We start from the raw sequence: 15874 nt of genomic DNA on the forward strand, positions 1-15874 counted from the left end.
GGAGGCTCTCAAAACATGACCCTCGACAATGTACGGACGCTTTACGCATACAATTCCTGGGCAAACCATCGTGTGCTCGACGCCTGCGCGCCGCTCAGCGCCGAGCAACTCACGCAAAATTTGCACTCCAGTTTCCCTTCCGTGCGCGACACGCTTGCGCACATCATGCTCGCAGAGTGGCTGTGGCTCGAGCGCTGGCTCGGACGCTCGCCGGCTTTTCCTCCCAGTGATTTTCCTGATCTCACGGCGATTCGCGCGCGCTGGCAAACAAACGAAACGGATTTGAGCGCCTTCATACAAAAATTGACGGCGGCGGATCTCGATCGCGCCGTTGAATACAAGAACACGAAAGGCAACGTGTTTTCGAATCCCATGTGGCAGATGCTTCAGCATCTGGTCAATCACGGCACATATCATCGCGGCCAAATCACGACCATGCTTCGCCAGCTCGGCGCCGCTCCTTCGACAACCGATCTCATCGCTTTTTTCCGAGAGCGCGCCGGCAAATCGCACAACTGAAATTTCACGAGGAAATTTTTCGCGCGCGCATGGAAATCATCCGCACAGTCGAATGGATGAAACAATCGTCGCGAACGGCCGAAGGCGCCGGGCGCGTCATCGGCTTTGTGCCTACGATGGGAGCGTTGCACGAAGGCCATCTTTCGCTCCTCCGCGCGGCCAAGCAGCAGTGCTCTCCCGTCGTCGTTTCGATTTTTGTGAATCCCAAACAGTTTGGTCCAAGCGAGGATTTTGAAAAATATCCGCGCGCTTTCGAAACGGACTGCGCGCAGCTCGAAAATCTCGGCGTCGATTATCTTTTCGCGCCGGATGCGCCTGCGATATATCCGCCGGAATTTCGCAGCACAGTCCGCGTCGAAGGTTTGAGCGAAAAATGGGAAGGCCGCGTTCGCCCCGGGCATTTTCAGGGCGTCACGACGATTGTCCTGAAGCTTTTCGAAATCGTCCGACCGCGCTTCGCCTATTTCGGCCGCAAGGATGCGCAACAGGCGCGCATCATTCGCCAGATGGTTTCCGATTTGAATCTGGATTGTGAAATTGTTGTTTGTCCCATCGTGCGCGAGGCCGATGGTTTGGCCATGTCTTCGCGCAATGCGTATCTGAGCGCCGCCGAACGCCGCGCCGCCACGATTCTTTCCGGCTCTCTCGCCGCGATACGCAGTGAAATCGAACGCGGCGAGCGCGCCTGCGCGCCACTGCTCGAAAAGTTTCGCACCGCCATCACCGCTGAACCGCTCGCCAAACTGGATTACGCGGAAATCGTTGATGCGGACTCTTTCGAGCCGCTGCAATTTCTGCGCAATGACTGCCTGGTTCTCGTTGCCGCGAAATTCGGTGCGACGCGCCTGATCGACAACATGCTCGTTCGTATCCTGCCGAAAGATGGCGAGCACCGCGAAGAATGCGTCGTTTCACTATGAAGAAAAGCGTGGAACCAAGGTAAACTGAAAATGGTCTGACGTGGCAGAAGTTTATTTTGCTTTGGAAATTTCTTCGAGCACTTCTGCGGCATGGCCTTTCGCGCTGGCTTTATCCCACACGTGCACGATTTTCGCGTCCGGGCCGATCCAGTAAGACATGCGCACGATTCCCAGAAACGATTTGCCGAGAAAACTTTTCATTCTTCGCGCGCCGTAATTTTCGATGGCTTCGAATTTCGCGTCTGCGAGCAGAGGAAAATTCAAATTGTACTTGGCTTTGAATTTCGCCTGTAAGCCTACGGAATCGCCGCTACAGCCAAGAATCACGGTATTCAGCTTTTCAAATTTTTTCTTCGCGTCGCGAAACTCGGACGCTTCGTTGCTTCAACCGGGCGTCAGCGCCTTGGGGAAAAAGAACAGCACGACATTCTTGCCGCGAAAATCGCTGAGTTCCACCGTGCTGCCATCGTCTGCCGGCAATTTGAATTCCGGCGCGCGCTCGCCCACTTTCAAAGGTTCCCGCATCGCGTTCCCTCTTCTTGATTACGCCAGCAAACGTTTCAAAATTTCATTCACATCCTGCGGATTCGCGCGACCGCGCGATTCGCGCATGACCTGGCCGACAAAAAATTTGAAGACGCCCTCGTTGCCCGCGCGAAATTTGGCGACGTTCTCAGGATTGCCTGCAATGACACTGCGGCAAATGGCCTCGACACTACCCGTATCCGTGATGGGCGCGAGACCTTCGGCGGCAATCACATCCGATGCCGATTTTCCGGCCTCAAACATTTTTGCGAAAACGCGTTTGCCGATGGCTCCGGTGATTTCTCCGCTTTCGACGCGGCGGAGCAAATCCGCGAGCGCTTCAGGCCGCACCGGTGAATCGCCGATTTCTTTTTCCCCTTCGTTGAGGCGGCGCAACAGTTCCGTTTGAATCCAATTCGCCGCGAATTTCGCGCTGGCACCGGCTCGAACGACAGCCTCGAAATAATCGGCACGCTCACGCGTCTCGGTCAAAACTCCGGCGTCATACGCAGTGATGCCATATTTCTCCAAGAACCGCGCGCGTTTCGCGTCCGGCAACTCGGGCATGGAGCGGGCAATTTCCTCTTTCCACGCGGCGAGGACCTGCACGGGCAGAAGATCGGGATCGGGAAAATAGCGGTAATCGTGCGCGAATTCCTTGGAGCGCATGGATTCCGTGCGACCCGCAGCGACGTTCCACAGGCGCGTCTCTTGCACAACTGTTCCGCCGGATTCGAGCACGCCGATTTGGCGCTCGATTTCGTATTCGAGAGCGTGCTGCAAATAGCGGAAGGAATTCAGATTTTTCACTTCGACCTTCGTGCCGAATTTTTCGCTGCCGCGCAATCGCACGCTTACGTTTGCATCGCAGCGCAGCGAGCCTTCTTCCATATTGCAGTCGCTCACCTGCGTGTAAAGGAGCGATTGCTTCAAATTCGTGAGATAGGCGTGGGCTTCTTCCGGAGCGCGCAAATCCGGTTCGCTGACGATTTCGATCAGCGGCACGCCGCAACGATTGAAGTCGATGTGGCTGTATTCGCCGGCATCGGCAAATCCTTCATGGAGATTTTTCGCGGCGTCTTCTTCCATGTGCAGGCGCGTGATGCCGATTCGCTTTTTATTTTCGTCGAGCGTGATTTCGAGCCAGCCGCCGAGCGCGACAGGCAATTCATATTGCGAAATTTGATAGCCCTTCGGCAGGTCGGGATAAAAATAATTCTTGCGGGCAAAGCGGGAGCGCTCCTGAACGTTACAATGCAAGGCCAGCGCTGCCTTCACTGCAAGCTCGAGTGCGCGGCGATTCAGTACGGGCAGCGCGCCGGGTAATCCGAGGCATACAGGGCAGACATTCGTGTTCGGAGGGTCGCCAAAGCGCGTGGAACAAGCGCAAAAGGCCTTCGTCTTTGTGGCGAGCTGAGCGTGGACTTCGAGACCGATCACGCTCTCATATCGCGCGCGCACTTCGGCGGGAATTTTTTGGCGCTCTTCTGCGGTTCGCACGCTCGCGGGACTCATGGAGGAGGAATTATAACATTCCTAACGGAGAGCACTGTTTCAACTGGCAGCTCTGCACGGCTTGGAGGCAGGCCAAATTGTCAGTTATGGGTCAGTTTGAATTTTGACTCCTTGTGTCACGAACAAGAAAATTCAAACTGAACCATCGCGAAATTGTGCCTAGTCGTTTTCGGAATAGTGGAAGACGGTTTCGAGAGGCTGGCCGAATACGGCGGCGATGCGGAAGGCGGCCTCGAGCGATGGTGAATATTTTCCGAGTTCGATGGCGTTCACAGTCTGGCGTGTGACGTTGATTTTTTCGGCCAACTGCTGCTGAGTCATCTCGCCGTGTTCAAAACGCAAGCGCCTGATCTCGTTGCGGATCCTGGCCATATCAGCTACCGCGCCGGTACTGAATGATTTGGCAGCCAGAACGCAAGACTTCAACTACGACAAGAATGAACAACAAAGCGTTGGTGTCGAAGATGATTGGCGGGTTGAATCCGCCGAAAAAGCAAGCGCACGCGACGCTCCCGGCGAGCGCGAGATAGGCAAAGCGCGAAGCTCTGAGATCGATCAACTTGTCGCGCTCGTCGCGCGGCACCTTGGCTTCCTTCGGGGAGAAAATGGCGACGGCAACGGTCAGCACAACTTGCGCGACTGCGAGGGCAACGATCGTTCCCAGCAAGTCGCCGGAATGAGGGCCGAATATCCCCGCGCCGGAGCGGCGGAGAGACCAAAAGTAGTTGGCGTAAATGACCGACATAGTCACCAGTGACATCCAAGCTGTTTTCTCGCGAAAGGACATGGGAAGACCTCCTTAAAAGATGTAATCTAATCTTGACACAGAGTAAAAGTTATAAGACTATATGTCAAATATTATTTACATACAAGATTGTGGTTCCACAAAGCCTTTCGATTCAATGGCTTGGGTGAGGCCTCGGGGGCGGCTATTTGCCGCCCCAGGTGTATTTGACGCCGGCGCGATAGTTGAGACCAAGCGCGGGATAGCCAACGGCGTATTGATATTTGCGGTCGAGGAGATTTTCGACATGGGCCATGGCCGTGATGCCGTGCCAGAGCGGGAATTGCGTTCCCATGTCGAGGCGGAAGTAGCCGGGATTGCTCGTGAAGCCGAGGCCGAGAAAATCGCTGTCGGTTTCGCGGCCGACGAAATATCCGGCAACGTTCCAATCCATGTGACGAATTGTCGCGTTCAAGATCAGGTCAGCGGAATTCAACGGACGGAGAAACAAGCGATTTCCGGGCGTGAGCGTTGGATCGAAGGCATTCGGCGCTTTGAGAACGCGCGTGTCGTCGTACGAGTAATTGCCGATGATAGCGAGCCACGCGAAGGGCCGGGCTTCGATCGTCGTGTTGACTCCGAAGGCGCGAGACAAATCCGTATTGAAGAATTCGCCGTAGCCGACGGCGTTGAGCTCCGCCGAGGGACATCCCGGCGGCACGGGCAGCGCGCACGGGCCAAACGACGGCGGCGGACACGATGCGAAGCTGACGATATCGCTATAGGTATTGTGAAAAAACGTCGCGGAGAATCTCACGCGATCCTGCGCGACGGCCTGATCCACACCGGCGTTGAACGTGTTGCTGCGCTCGGGACTGAGATTCGGATTTCCGGGAAAACAAGGATCGGCTTCAAAAGATTGCACGAAGTCCGGCTCCTTAATGCCGAGGCCGTAGGAAGTGCGCAGCTTCGTCTCGCCCCAGAAATCGCTGCCGACGCGCGCGAGATAGGCAAGGCCAAGGCGCGGGACGACGCGCGTGCCAAAATCGGCATTGTCCTCGGCGCGGACGCCGGCGATGCCGGTCAAGCGCGGAAGGAATTCGTAATGCGCTTCGAGATAGCCGCCCTGATTATTGCGGCGCTCGTGCGGCCCGCCCGCGGAACCGTTTTCGACTTCGTAGTTGTAGCCGAGCGAGACAGCGCCCTTCGGGACGAGATACGTGGACTGTTCGACGAAGCCGGCGCGATTGAATTGGTTGATGTCGGTATAAACACCGACGTCGGTGAGGTCATCACGAAAATAGGATTCGGTGCCCGCAAGATGATGCTCCCAGTGCGAGCCGGTGGAAAAATCCCAGCTGAGATTGGCGGCGAAATCGTGCAGGCCGGACGACTGGCCGAGGATGGGAGGTTCGAGCAGAGTCTGGCCCGGCTGGCCCGCGTCGCTTGAAGAGCTGCGCAGCGAGAGCCGCAGCTGATCCGTATTGCTGATTTTGTAGCCGAAATCGCCGGAAAGCGTAGTGTCGCGAAAAGCGTCATTTGGTCCCTGACCGCTGCTATCGAAATACGAAACCGCCGAGGAATAATCGAACTGACCGAGTTTGCCGCTCAAATCGCCGCTGCCAAGACCGGTGCCGAACGTACCGCCTTCGCCAGTGAGCGTGAGGACAGGAGTTGTTGTGTCGCCGCGGTGCGTGAAGATTTGCACGACGCCGTCCATTGCGTCAGAGCCAAAGAGTGCGCTCGAAGCGCCATGAACGATTTCGATTTTGTCGACGTTGGAGAGATCGAGATTCGACGGGTCGATGTCGCCGCCTGGCTCGTTGATGGGCGTACCATCAACGAAGAACTTGGTGTAGTTCGAGTTTCCGCCGTCGAGGAAGAATGAAGCGATGCCACCGAGCGCGCCAAGGCGCGCGACGCTGGCTCCCGCGGCGGAAGAAAGCAGGGAGGCGAGCCAAATCGCTTGGCGCTGTTCGATATCTTCGCGCGTCAGTACGGTCACCGGAGATGCGACGGTGTTTGCCGGCGCAGGCTCGGCCTGAGAAGAGACGACGACTCGCGAAGAGAGCGGCGCCAATTCCAGGCGCACGTCCCAAGTGCGCTTTTCTCCGGCCGCCAGAGTGAATTCCTTTTCCGCGCTGGCCATTTGCGGAGCAGCGACGCGGATGCGATAGCGTCCCGGGGGAAGTTCCACAGAGAATGTTCCGTCCGCGGCGCTTTTGGATTGAATTGCGGCGGCGTTTTCGGCTGTTGAGCGAATGGAAATTCGCGCGCCGACGATGGCTGCGCCACTGCGGTCTGTGACGCGGCCGAAAATGGTTGCTGTGGATTGTGCGCAGCTGAAATTCGAAAAACCGAGAAACGCTAAAAGAGAAAAAACGGAAAGGCAAAGGAATCGAACGAAAAGTCTCATTTTTTTATCCTCCGCTCCCTCTCGCGCGGGAGTGTGAAGGCTGTCCCGAAGTTCGGGCCGCTCGCGATTTTGCGCGAGCGACGCGGGCTGCGGGATGAGACTCCGCCGGTCTCCTGGCTTGGCGGCGAATTCTGGACGCGGCCTTCCCGCCGCGGTGTCGCGTCTGGCGACGAAGCACCGAAGCAGTGGCGCGCGTCCGATTATTTCCGCCCTACAGTCGCGCAGCGGCGGCGGCTTTTGACCGCCTTCCCGTGCACGGAGTCTCGTGTGATTGTCGCCGGCGGGCGCGGCAGGCCGCGAAGTGAGTTCACTTTCGGCTCGCCGTTTCCTACCGGTAAAACGCTGCTGGCCGCAAACTGCTACAAACTCTTCCCGCCATCAATTCTTGGGCGCGGAATCGGAACTCGTGCCTGCCACTTCGTCCATGATTTCGGGAGCGTCCACGCCACCGCGTAAAATCACGCGCGGGCGGCCGCTGGGCGCGCGGTCGACGTCTAAAGGCGTCTCGAAAACCTGCTCGAGCAGTTCGCGGCGATAGACATCCGCCGGCTTTCCCGCGGCGACGCACTTGCCGCGCTGCATGAGGACGATTAGATCGAAGAATTCCGCGGCGAGATTCAATTCGTGAGTGACGACGATCACCGTGTAGCGGCTCTGCTCGGAAAGCTCCTGCAGGCGGCGCATCAATTCGACTTTTCCGCCGATGTCCAGATTGCGCGTGGGCTCATCGAGGAGCAAGAGCAGCGGCTGCTGGGCGAGAGCGCGCGCGAGAATGACGCGCTGGCGTTCGCCGCCGGAAAGACGATCCATGCGGCGGTCGATGAGCAGTTTAGCGCCGACTTGCGCAAGGGCGTTTTCAGCCAGAAGGCAATCGGCTTCACCTTCGAAACGCAGACGATGGCCATAGGGATAACGGCCTTGCATGACGTATTCCCAAACGTACATGGGAAAGAGCAGCGAGCTTTCCTGATGAACGAGAGCTACGCGCTGGGCGCGCTCGCGGAGGCTCAACTGACTGGGTGGCGTGCCATCGAGCTCGACGCGGCCGGAGAGAGCCTTGGATTCGCCGGAAAGCAGGCGCAGCAAAGTGGATTTACCGCTGGCGTTGGGGCCGAGGACGGCGACCAATTCTCGCTGGCGCGCGCTGAAGGTCACGGGGCCGAGGGTGAATTCCGGCGCTTCGCGGCCTGCGGCGGCATAGGCGAAACTGGCCTGCTCGACGAGCAGGCGCACGGGATTCTGCATATAACCGGCGGCGACGGTTTGACCGGCGGGGGGCATGGGCTGGCCCTGCGCGCTCATGCCAGCCTCCGTTTGAGCAGATAGATGAATACCGGCGCGCCGATGGCGGCGGTCATGGCCCCGACGGGAAGCTCGGTGGGCGCGACGATGGTGCGCGCAAGCGTGTCGGCGAGTGCGACGGCAATTGCGCCGCCGAGCGCGGACGCAGGAATCAGAAGACGATGATCGGAGCCGAAAATCATGCGAATTACGTGCGGCACGAGCAGGCCGACGTAGCCGATTGCGCCGCTGACGGAAACAGCGAGGCCGGTCAGGAGTGATGCGCCGACGTATACGACGAGTTTGACGCGGGCGACGTTGACGCCGAGGTGATGCGCTTCCTGCTCACCGGTGAGAATCAGATTCAGATCGGAAGAAGTTGTGTAAATCGCGCCGATGGCAATCAGGAGGATGGGATAGAGATAGCGCAGCTCGATTTCGGGCGGACTCGAGAGGTCGCCCATGAGCCAGAAGGCCATGCCGCGCAGTTCGCGACCGCTGATGGTGGTCATCAGGAACATAATGACGGCGGAAAGAAACGAAGCGGTGATGATTCCGGCAAGGAGAAGCGTGGTGCTGTCGAGCTGGCCACCGCGACGGCCGAGAAAATAGACTGCGGCGATGGTCACGAGCGCGCCGAGAAACGCGAACGCTTGCATCGTCCAGACCTGATGGGGGAACCAGGCCAGCGAGATAATCGCGCCGAGCGCTGCGCCGCTTGAAACACCCAGCACATAGGGATCGGCGAGCGGATTGCGCAGCAAAGCTTGAAATGAGCCGCCGGAAACCGAGAGCGCCGCACCGACGAGAATTCCCAGAGCGATGCGCGGCAGGCGAATCTGGAAGATGACGTTGGAATAATCGGGCGGAATGTTGTCCCAGTGATGAATCGCGCCGCGCAGAAGCGTCATGGCAATATCCGTGACGCTGATGGGATAGGCGCCGACGCGCAGCGAGACGACAACAACGGCGAACAAAATTGCGCCGAGGCCGGCGCAAATGAGGGCGATGCGGCGCGGCGTCAGCGGGCGCACGAGCGTTCCTCCGATCCTGGCTGCTGACGCAAGGAAACCCAGAGGCGCGATGCTGAGTGCTCTTCGCTCGCGTTTGGCTCCGCGGGCTGTTTCGGCGTGAAGGCTTCGGGATGCAGCTCTTGCGCCAGTTGTTCGATAGCGCCAACAAGTCCCGGCGCAGGAAGATTCACTTCGTCGCTGATGACGGCGACGTGACCATCGCGCACGGCGGGCAAATCGCGCCAGCCGGGTTCGCCGCGAAGCTCGGTGAGATGCCGCGCAATGGCGGCACTAATGTCCAGCGATGCGGGCGAATCATTGCCAGCGTCTTCGCCCATTTGATTCTCCGCGTAAATGATGTAACCGGGGTTGAGCTTTACGATTTCCTCCATGCCGACTAGTGGCCAATTTTGTTTGGTATGAATCACGGATTCCGCTCCAGCCCAACGTAAGGCGTCGGCGATAAATGTGTTTTCGCCGATGGACTGCAGCGGCTGATCCCACACGACGAACAAGACACGCGTGGGCGCGACTCCGGCGAGCTTTGCTTTCAAAGCATCGAGCTGCTGCTGCAATTTCGCAACGAGAGTTTCCGCTTGTGTCTGCGCGCCAATCACACCGCCAATGTGACGGATGGAATCGAGGGTTCCTTCGACGGTGTGCGGATCCGTTGCATAGACAGCAATGCCCGCCTGCTCGAGAGCGTTGACGGTTTCCAGGCGATTGATTGCCGAGGTTACCAGCACAACGTCAGGTTGAGCGCCGGCGATGGCCTCGAGGCTGGGATTCACGGGCATCCCGACGCTGGGCTTGGTCTTCGCGTCAGGCGGATAGTCGGTGAACGCGGAGACGCCGGCGAGGCGATCCTGGGCACCGAGCGCGTAGACAATTTCGGTGAGGTTGGGCGCGAGAGAAACGATGCGGCGGACGTCATTTGGAATGATGACGTGACGGCCGACTTCATCAACGACTTCGCGCGTCATTTTTTTGGCAGGCACAGCGACTGGCGCAGAGGTTTGCTCCGAGACAGCAGCTTGCAGCATCGTGCTGCACACACCCGCGTTTGTTCGGGCGCCAGAGCAACATGCGAGCGCAGCGACGCCGCATGCTGCGGCGAGTCTTCGCCGGAACTGCTCCAGGCTTTTCGGCACGCCCGTCATTTGGAATTCATCCGCCAAAAATAAAAAAGCCCCACGAGATACCGTGGGGCGCTTCGGCGCTCTTTCTCGCGAAGAGCGTCGGCTCTAGCGGCTCGCGCAAGTTCCTGACTTTCGGCGATTCAAGCTGGTAAGTCGCCGATCACAGTGGCGGGACCGTGGCCGATTTACACAGCCTTCCTTTTGGTGCGTCCCGCGAGCCGGCTAAATTTTTCGTTTCCGAGTCTATGCGCAAGCGCGCGGCGAGTCAAATGCGTTTGCCGATGCGGCCCCCCGCTGGGCCTTAGCGATTCTTCCATTGCGGCGATCTTTTTTCGGCGATCGCGCGCAGGCCTTCGCTCGAGTCTTCGAGCGAGGAAAGTTCGTTCAGGAAAATTTCCATGGACTGGCGCACGCCCTCGCGCAGCGAAAGGCCCATGGAGCCCAGAATGGCTTTTTTGGCCATGGTCAGCACCGGCCCGGAATGTGCGGTGACCTGGCCGATGACCTCTTTCACCGTGGCCGCGAGTTTGTCCTCGGGCACGACTCGATTCACAAGACCCAGGCCCAAGGCGCGCTCCGCGCTGATGACTTCGCCAGTGAGGACGAGTTCGAGCGCGCGCTTCGGTCCCACGATATACGGGAGAATCGCGGCACCCAGCGGCGGATAGACGCCAAGCTTGATTTCCGGCTGAGCGAACTTCGCTTTCGGCGTGGCGATGACGAGATCTCCCAGCGCAGCGAGTTCTGCGCCGCCGCCGAACGCCGGCCCATTGACGATGACGAGCAGAGGCTTGGCTGTGTCGAGCATGACGGTGAACGTGCGCTGCAACGCATCGAGCACCTGAAACGCGCGGCGGGGCGTGTATTCACCGAGCTCAATCCCGCCGCAAAACGACGCTGTGGCGGAATCGAGGACGATAAGTTTTACTTCCGGCTGCCCCTCCAAGGAATCGATGCCCACGGCCAGCTCGCCCAGCATGCGCTCGTTGAGCATGTTGTGCTCGGGGCGATTCAACGTGAGTCGAGCCACGCTTCCTTCGATCGCAAACTTGACGAACTTGAATTCTTCGGGCTTCGGCGGTGGCGACCCCACATTGCCCGCGACGGCGACGCGCCCTGTCTTGGTTCCTTGGCTTTGAACCCGCATTGCTTTCTCCCGAATCCTCTGAGGATGAATTACGCCCTGAAGAAATGCTACTGCGGAATCGGCGCACGGCTAAGCGCACGTTTCGATTGTGGTTCTGAGGGCGCAACCCCGGGTTCCAAGCTGCAGGCGAGATCTTACAATGCTTCGATTTCCACGGCGACGCCGAGGCCGCCGGAGACGCACAGCGTCGCGAGGCCCTTTTTGCCTGCGGCGGATTTTCCATCGGCGCCGCGGATTTCGTGAATCAACGTGGTCATGATGCGCGCGCCAGTGCAGCCGATGGGATGGCCGAGAGCGATCGCGCCGCCATTGGGATTGAGGCGCTCGCGCGGAAAATGCAAATCGCGGTCGCAGGCAAGGACTTGCGCGGCGAAGGCTTCGTTCAACTCGATGGCGGCGTAGTCTTCGAGCTTCGTGCCTGTGCGCGCGAGTAGTTTACGCACGGCGGGTACGGGGCCGATGCCCATGACGCGCGGGTCCACGGCGACAATGGTTGCGTCAACGATGCGCGCAATCGGATTCGCGGCGAGCTCGCGCACACGCTCTTCGCCAGCGAGGACGACGCATGCGGCGCCGTCGGTGATTCCGCTGGCGTTGCCGGCGGTGATGGTTCCCGTCTTGCTGAAGACCGGCGGGAGCTTAGCCATTTTTTCGGTGGTGACGTCGGCGCGGACGTGCTCGTCGGTTTCGAGGCGCATGATGTTGCCTTTCTTGTCCGTGCGCTCGACGGGAACCATTTCCGCGCGAAAGCAGCCTCCGGCTTGCGCGCGCGCGGCGCGGCGATGGCTTTCAACGGCAAACTCATCCTGCTCCTGACGCGAAATTTTGTACTGTTCGGCGAGAACTTCGGCAGTTTCGCCCATGATCATTTTCGAAATCGGGCACAAGAAGCCGTCGCGATACATGGCGTCGACGAGCGGCTGATTGCCCATCTTCACGCCCCAGCGCGCGTCAATCAGATATGGCACGCGCGACATCGACTCTGCGCCGCCAGCGACGACGATTCCGGCCTCGCCGGTCAGGATTTCCTGCCAGCCGAGTACGATGGAGCGCAAACCGGAGGCGCAGGCCATATTCACGGTGAAGGCGGGGACATCATCGCCCAGGCCGGCGCGCCAGGCGATTTGCCGCGCAGGATTCGGGCCCACGCCTGCGGAACGCGCGTTGCCGAAAATCAATTCGTCGACATGCCAGGGCGTTTTTGCGGAGGCACGATTTGCGCCCTGCGCGCTTCTGATGCTTTCTTCGACCGGGCCACCTTCGCCGGGCTGACGTTCCGGCGGCATGGCACCGCCAAAAGCACGCTCGAGAGCCGCACGCACGGCAATCACGCCCAAGTCCGGAGCCGTCAGCTCCGCGAGCCCTCCGCCGAATTTGCCAATCGGCGTCCTCACCGCGCTCAAGATGTACACTGTCCCGTTTTTCACGCTCGACCCCTTGTGGTTTCCGTTGCGCTTGTCAAACATTCGATGCTAACACACGAGGGGAAGAAGCGATTTGTGTCGTTCGTGCAAGCGCAGCAGGCACGTTGCTCAAATCCGCTGCGGTACGCTATCCTGAGAATGGGAAGCGAATCGCCGATGTTTGAAAATCTCACCGACAAACTGCAACGCGCGTTCAAGAACCTGCGCGGCCAAGGCAAGCTCACCGAAGAGCATCTGGACGCGGGACTGGCGCAGATTCGCGAGGCGCTGCTCGATGCGGATGTCAATTTGGGCGTTGTGGATGAGCTGATTGCGCACGTACGGCAGAAGGCGCTTGGTTCAGAAGTTCTGCTGCAGCTTTCGCCCGATCAGCAAGTAGTGAAAATCGTACGCGACGAACTCACGGAGCTGCTCGGCAAAGAAGTACGCATGCAATTCGCTTCGCGGCCGCCGTCGGTGTGGCTGATCGTCGGATTGCAAGGCTCAGGCAAAACGACGACGACGGGCAAGCTCGGCAAATGGCTCGGAGCGAACGGGCACCGGCCCATTGTGGTCTCGACGGACGTTTACCGGCCCGCCGCGCGCGAGCAACTGGCGCAAGTCGCCAAAGCGACGGGCACTCCGGCCTGGCCGGGCGCGGGTACGGACAAACCGCTGGAAATTGTGCGCGGCGCGATGAAGGAAGCGAAACTCTCGGCTTACGACGTGGTGCTCGTTGATACGGCGGGCCGGCTGCACATCGACGATGAATTGATGAACGAGCTTTCGCTGCTTAAGAAAGAGTTGTTGCCCGCGGAAATTTTGTTCGTGGCTGACGCCATGATCGGGCAGGACGCGGTGCGCTCGGCCGGAGAATTTCACAAGCGACTCGGGCTGACCGGCGTGGTGCTGACGAAGCTCGACGGCGACGCGCGCGGCGGTGCGGCCCTTTCGATTCGCAAAGTCACTGGCGCACCCGTGAAATTCGCGGGCATCGGCGAAAAATACGACGCCATCGAGCCGTTTCATCCCGACCGCATTGTCTCGCGCATTCTGGGCATGGGCGACGTGCTCACGCTGATTGAAAAAGCCGAGAAGACCATCGACGAAAAGCAAGCGCGCGAGCTGCAGCGCAAAATCCAGCATAACGAATTTTCGCTGGAGGATTTTCGCGATCAGTTGCAGCAGATCCGCAAGATGGGCTCGCTCGAGCAGCTTATGGGCATGCTGCCGAAAATCGGCCCATTCGCGAAATTGCCCAAGGATGCGGCGATCGATGAGTCGCGGCTGAAGACGGCCGAGGCGATTATCAACTCGATGACCGCAGCCGAGCGCGACGACGCGGACTTAATCGACGGCAAGCGGCGCAAGCGCATCGCGCGTGGAAGCGGAACGACGGTGCAGGAAGTGAACGAAGTCCTCAAGCAATACTCCGAAATGCGGCGCATGATGAAGATGTACGGCAATTCGATGAAGGGCAAAATGCGCGGCATCAGCAAGCTCCGCTCGGGGCTATCCAACTGAAAACCTTCCCCGGTGAACCTTGCACAGTGTCGCAGGCTGAGATATAAACCTTCGACACTTGCGGAGGTAGGTTATGGCCAGCAACCTAGATCAGCCACGGGCTACCGAACTGAGACCTGCAAGACGAGTCAGCATAGCCGAATTGCCGCCTGAGTTATCACACTCGCTGTCAGCGTCACAACGGGACGGGCTTGCCTATGCCAGCCGGAAGATGAAGGTTACTTCAGCACGCGTGCAGAGCTTTCAGACCGGGTCGAGAAGCAAAGGGAATATAAATTTGATTGGAGCCGATAGAGCCCTAGGACAGTACTGGGGAGCCTTTGCAGCCACAGGCACTATCAACCAACACACCGCGAATGAGTTTCGCACGGACATTCAAATCAAATTAGAGGACCCTTCGGGAGAGAGGGTCTTTATGAATTATTCTCTACCATTTGCCATTACACTCGCTGGGTAGTGTCTTAATTTGAGGCGGGCTATCACTTCGTCGCGGCTCCGAGCACGTCGCGTATCCACTCAGAAATCGTCTGTTTCTTGCCCTTAGCGGTTTCTTGGATGGCTCGCAGTTCATCCGGCGTAACCCGAACGCGTAGCATTCCACCCATCGCATGGCCTTTGGGCATCTTAGGGCGACCCGCTTTACGCTTCTTGGGCATTTCTGTAGTCGTGTAAAATCGCGGCTCTCACAGCCGCTAATGGCGAATCCACTGGAGCAACGTGCAGCACAGTGAAATGCCGTTTCTTGCCGTCCACGTCCTGTATCCACGCATAAAGGCGCGATGCTTTCTCATGGCCGACCAACTCGAATACTTCGACTATCCCCTCCCAGACCGTCTTGCCTTGAAACATTTCCTTCACCGGAACGCTTTCGATGTGGCGCGATTCCACGCCATGCAATCGCTTTATGGCCTCGCGTAACTCGTCTATGGCGTTCATGCGGCCTGTACTAAATCCTTAACCGTCCAAAATTCTCGCTCGATTCCTGCTGCCATCGCTGGCGTGCATCGCAGCGTATTGTGCCGCTTCACAAAATTGTAGTAGGCAAAGTGGAGCGCAACGGCTGCCTCGAAGTTCTCGCGCTTTTTGCTGAATGCGTAGGTCAAACGAGTCAAGCGGCGCATGTGAAGCCGCGTTGTCCCGTTCAGTCGCTCAACATGGCTGGTAGATGCAATCCCTAGATCGGGGCGTCCTGTGCGCCGTATCTTGTCGGTACGAATCACTTCCGCGTCCGCAGCCTGACTCTCGAAAACTTTGATGACTTGCGCGAAGTCCACGTTCGCGCCGAAGGCTTGCTCTACCGCTTCGATGTAGGCGGGAAGCGCGTCAGAGGAAAGTTGCGTGCGAATCTTGAGGCGTGACGCTAGGTCACTCATAAAGGCATTGGCTGTATCCGCATCGCGCTTGCCAACCTTGAACGATGGTACGAGCTTCGTTTCTTGATCAATTGCGCAGAACGTCCAAACGTCCCCTAGCTCTGGGTTATCTTCCGGCGTCACATGCTTCTGCTTCTTGCCAATGAATCCCCATAGTTCATCCATCTGCAAGTGCGAGCATTCCAGGTCGCGCATCTTGGCATCTAGCAGCGCGGCGCAGCCCTTTCCGACGCGCACGCCCAGCGACATAATGGTATTCCGGTTTACGCCCGTCATGCGCTCAATCTGGCGAATCCCAGAGCCTTCCGCCAGTGCGCTAATCACCGCGACTTGCTTTTCCGCTGCTAGGATGTTTGCCATTCGCGTGTCCTCTAT

At 58.6% G+C, this 15874-nt stretch carries 15 protein-coding genes and 2 riboswitches; of the genes, 3 read left to right on the plus strand and 12 right to left on the minus strand.

Translation table 11 applies throughout. From position 1 onward, the window contains the following. Nucleotides 1-15 precede the first annotated feature (15 nt). Nucleotides 16-519 (plus strand): DinB family protein, encoded by a 504-nt coding sequence (locus tag VGR81_10025; GenBank protein HEV2289277.1) that lies wholly within the window; start codon nucleotides 16-18, stop codon nucleotides 517-519. Nucleotides 520-548: 29 nt separating this feature from the next. Then, the gene (gene panC, locus VGR81_10030) at nucleotides 549-1439 is read left to right on the plus strand and encodes a pantoate--beta-alanine ligase (protein ID HEV2289278.1); all 891 of its coding nucleotides are present in this window, start codon (nucleotides 549-551) and stop codon (nucleotides 1437-1439) included. Between the two features lie 51 nt (nucleotides 1440-1490). Here panC and bcp read toward each other — a convergent pair whose 3' ends face one another. The 10 genes from bcp to VGR81_10080 all read right to left on the minus strand — a co-directional run bounded on the left by bcp (nucleotide 1491) and on the right by VGR81_10080 (nucleotide 12626). Next, complete coding sequence (gene bcp, locus VGR81_10035) at nucleotides 1491-1964, minus strand: thioredoxin-dependent thiol peroxidase (GenBank protein ID HEV2289279.1); 474 nt, start codon at nucleotides 1962-1964, stop codon at nucleotides 1491-1493. 18 nt (nucleotides 1965-1982) lie between these two features. Further along, complete coding sequence (gatB, locus tag VGR81_10040) at nucleotides 1983-3479, minus strand: Asp-tRNA(Asn)/Glu-tRNA(Gln) amidotransferase subunit GatB (GenBank protein ID HEV2289280.1); 1497 nt, start codon at nucleotides 3477-3479, stop codon at nucleotides 1983-1985. A 159-nt stretch (nucleotides 3480-3638) separates the two neighbouring features. Beyond that, entirely contained in the window at nucleotides 3639-3851 is a 213-nt protein-coding gene (locus VGR81_10045) for a helix-turn-helix transcriptional regulator (GenBank protein HEV2289281.1), read from the minus strand. A gap of 1 nt (nucleotide 3852) precedes the next feature. Next, nucleotides 3853-4239: a hypothetical protein gene (locus tag VGR81_10050; GenBank protein ID HEV2289282.1), complete on the minus strand. Its 387-nt coding sequence runs from the start codon at nucleotides 4237-4239 to the stop codon at nucleotides 3853-3855. A gap of 169 nt (nucleotides 4240-4408) precedes the next feature. After that, on the minus strand, nucleotides 4409-6619 hold the full coding sequence (locus tag VGR81_10055; GenBank protein HEV2289283.1) for a TonB-dependent receptor: 2211 nt from the start codon (nucleotides 6617-6619) through the stop codon (nucleotides 4409-4411). Nucleotides 6620-6704: 85 nt separating this feature from the next. Beyond that, nucleotides 6705-6895: riboswitch (cobalamin riboswitch) on the minus strand. Between the two features lie 102 nt (nucleotides 6896-6997). Further along, entirely contained in the window at nucleotides 6998-7921 is a 924-nt protein-coding gene (locus VGR81_10060; GenBank protein ID HEV2289284.1) for an ABC transporter ATP-binding protein, read from the minus strand. Continuing rightward, on the minus strand, nucleotides 7918-8934 hold the full coding sequence (locus VGR81_10065) for an iron ABC transporter permease (GenBank protein HEV2289285.1): 1017 nt from the start codon (nucleotides 8932-8934) through the stop codon (nucleotides 7918-7920). Before VGR81_10065 ends, VGR81_10060 begins: the two co-directional genes overlap by 4 nt. Next, a complete protein-coding gene (locus VGR81_10070; GenBank protein HEV2289286.1) occupies nucleotides 8922-10073 on the minus strand; it encodes an ABC transporter substrate-binding protein in 1152 nt (383 codons plus the stop codon). Before VGR81_10070 ends, VGR81_10065 begins: the two co-directional genes overlap by 13 nt. Nucleotides 10074-10150: 77 nt before the next feature. Continuing rightward, a riboswitch (cobalamin riboswitch) is annotated at nucleotides 10151-10284 on the minus strand. A gap of 69 nt (nucleotides 10285-10353) precedes the next feature. Then, complete coding sequence (locus VGR81_10075) at nucleotides 10354-11199, minus strand: enoyl-CoA hydratase/isomerase family protein (protein ID HEV2289287.1); 846 nt, start codon at nucleotides 11197-11199, stop codon at nucleotides 10354-10356. A 134-nt stretch (nucleotides 11200-11333) separates the two neighbouring features. Next, a complete protein-coding gene (locus tag VGR81_10080) occupies nucleotides 11334-12626 on the minus strand; it encodes a thiolase family protein (protein ID HEV2289288.1) in 1293 nt (430 codons plus the stop codon). A gap of 135 nt (nucleotides 12627-12761) precedes the next feature. Here VGR81_10080 and ffh point away from each other — a divergent pair, with 135 nt between their 5' ends. Then, complete coding sequence (gene ffh, locus VGR81_10085) at nucleotides 12762-14126, plus strand: signal recognition particle protein (GenBank protein ID HEV2289289.1); 1365 nt, start codon at nucleotides 12762-12764, stop codon at nucleotides 14124-14126. A gap of 639 nt (nucleotides 14127-14765) precedes the next feature. On the opposite strand, the gene VGR81_10090 is transcribed toward ffh, so the two are convergent. Together VGR81_10090 and VGR81_10095 are read right to left on the minus strand one after the other, a co-directional pair. Further along, nucleotides 14766-15062, minus strand: coding sequence for a hypothetical protein (locus VGR81_10090; GenBank protein ID HEV2289290.1), 297 nt, complete (start codon nucleotides 15060-15062; stop codon nucleotides 14766-14768). Beyond that, nucleotides 15059-15859: an IS1 family transposase gene (locus VGR81_10095; GenBank protein ID HEV2289291.1), complete on the minus strand. Its 801-nt coding sequence runs from the start codon at nucleotides 15857-15859 to the stop codon at nucleotides 15059-15061. The genes VGR81_10090 and VGR81_10095 overlap by 4 nt, the downstream gene beginning before the upstream one ends. Nucleotides 15860-15874: the final 15 nt, after the last annotated feature.

The organism is Candidatus Acidiferrales bacterium, assembly GCA_035934015.1.
GTDB lineage: Bacteria > Acidobacteriota > Terriglobia > Acidiferrales > UBA7541 > DAHUXN01.

Bases quoted from the DNA above. Each gene is read 5' to 3' on its own strand.
- VGR81_10025 (HEV2289277.1), top strand. From the start codon at position 16: ATGACCCTCGACAATGTACGGACGCTTTACGCATACAATTCCTGGGCA.
- panC (HEV2289278.1), top strand. From the start codon at position 549: ATGGAAATCATCCGCACAGTCGAATGGATGAAACAATCGTCGCGAACG.
- gatB (HEV2289280.1), bottom strand. From the start codon at position 3,479: ATGAGTCCCGCGAGCGTGCGAACCGCAGAAGAGCGCCAAAAAATTCCC.
- VGR81_10045 (HEV2289281.1), bottom strand. From the start codon at position 3,851: ATGGCCAGGATCCGCAACGAGATCAGGCGCTTGCGTTTTGAACACGGC.
- VGR81_10050 (HEV2289282.1), bottom strand. From the start codon at position 4,239: ATGTCACTGGTGACTATGTCGGTCATTTACGCCAACTACTTTTGGTCT.
- VGR81_10055 (HEV2289283.1), bottom strand. From the start codon at position 6,619: ATGAGACTTTTCGTTCGATTCCTTTGCCTTTCCGTTTTTTCTCTTTTA.
- VGR81_10060 (HEV2289284.1), bottom strand. From the start codon at position 7,921: ATGAGCGCGCAGGGCCAGCCCATGCCCCCCGCCGGTCAAACCGTCGCC.
- VGR81_10070 (HEV2289286.1), bottom strand. From the start codon at position 10,073: ATGACGGGCGTGCCGAAAAGCCTGGAGCAGTTCCGGCGAAGACTCGCC.
- VGR81_10075 (HEV2289287.1), bottom strand. From the start codon at position 11,199: ATGCGGGTTCAAAGCCAAGGAACCAAGACAGGGCGCGTCGCCGTCGCG.
- ffh (HEV2289289.1), top strand. From the start codon at position 12,762: ATGGGAAGCGAATCGCCGATGTTTGAAAATCTCACCGACAAACTGCAA.
- VGR81_10090 (HEV2289290.1), bottom strand. From the start codon at position 15,062: ATGAACGCCATAGACGAGTTACGCGAGGCCATAAAGCGATTGCATGGC.
- VGR81_10095 (HEV2289291.1), bottom strand. From the start codon at position 15,859: ATGGCAAACATCCTAGCAGCGGAAAAGCAAGTCGCGGTGATTAGCGCA.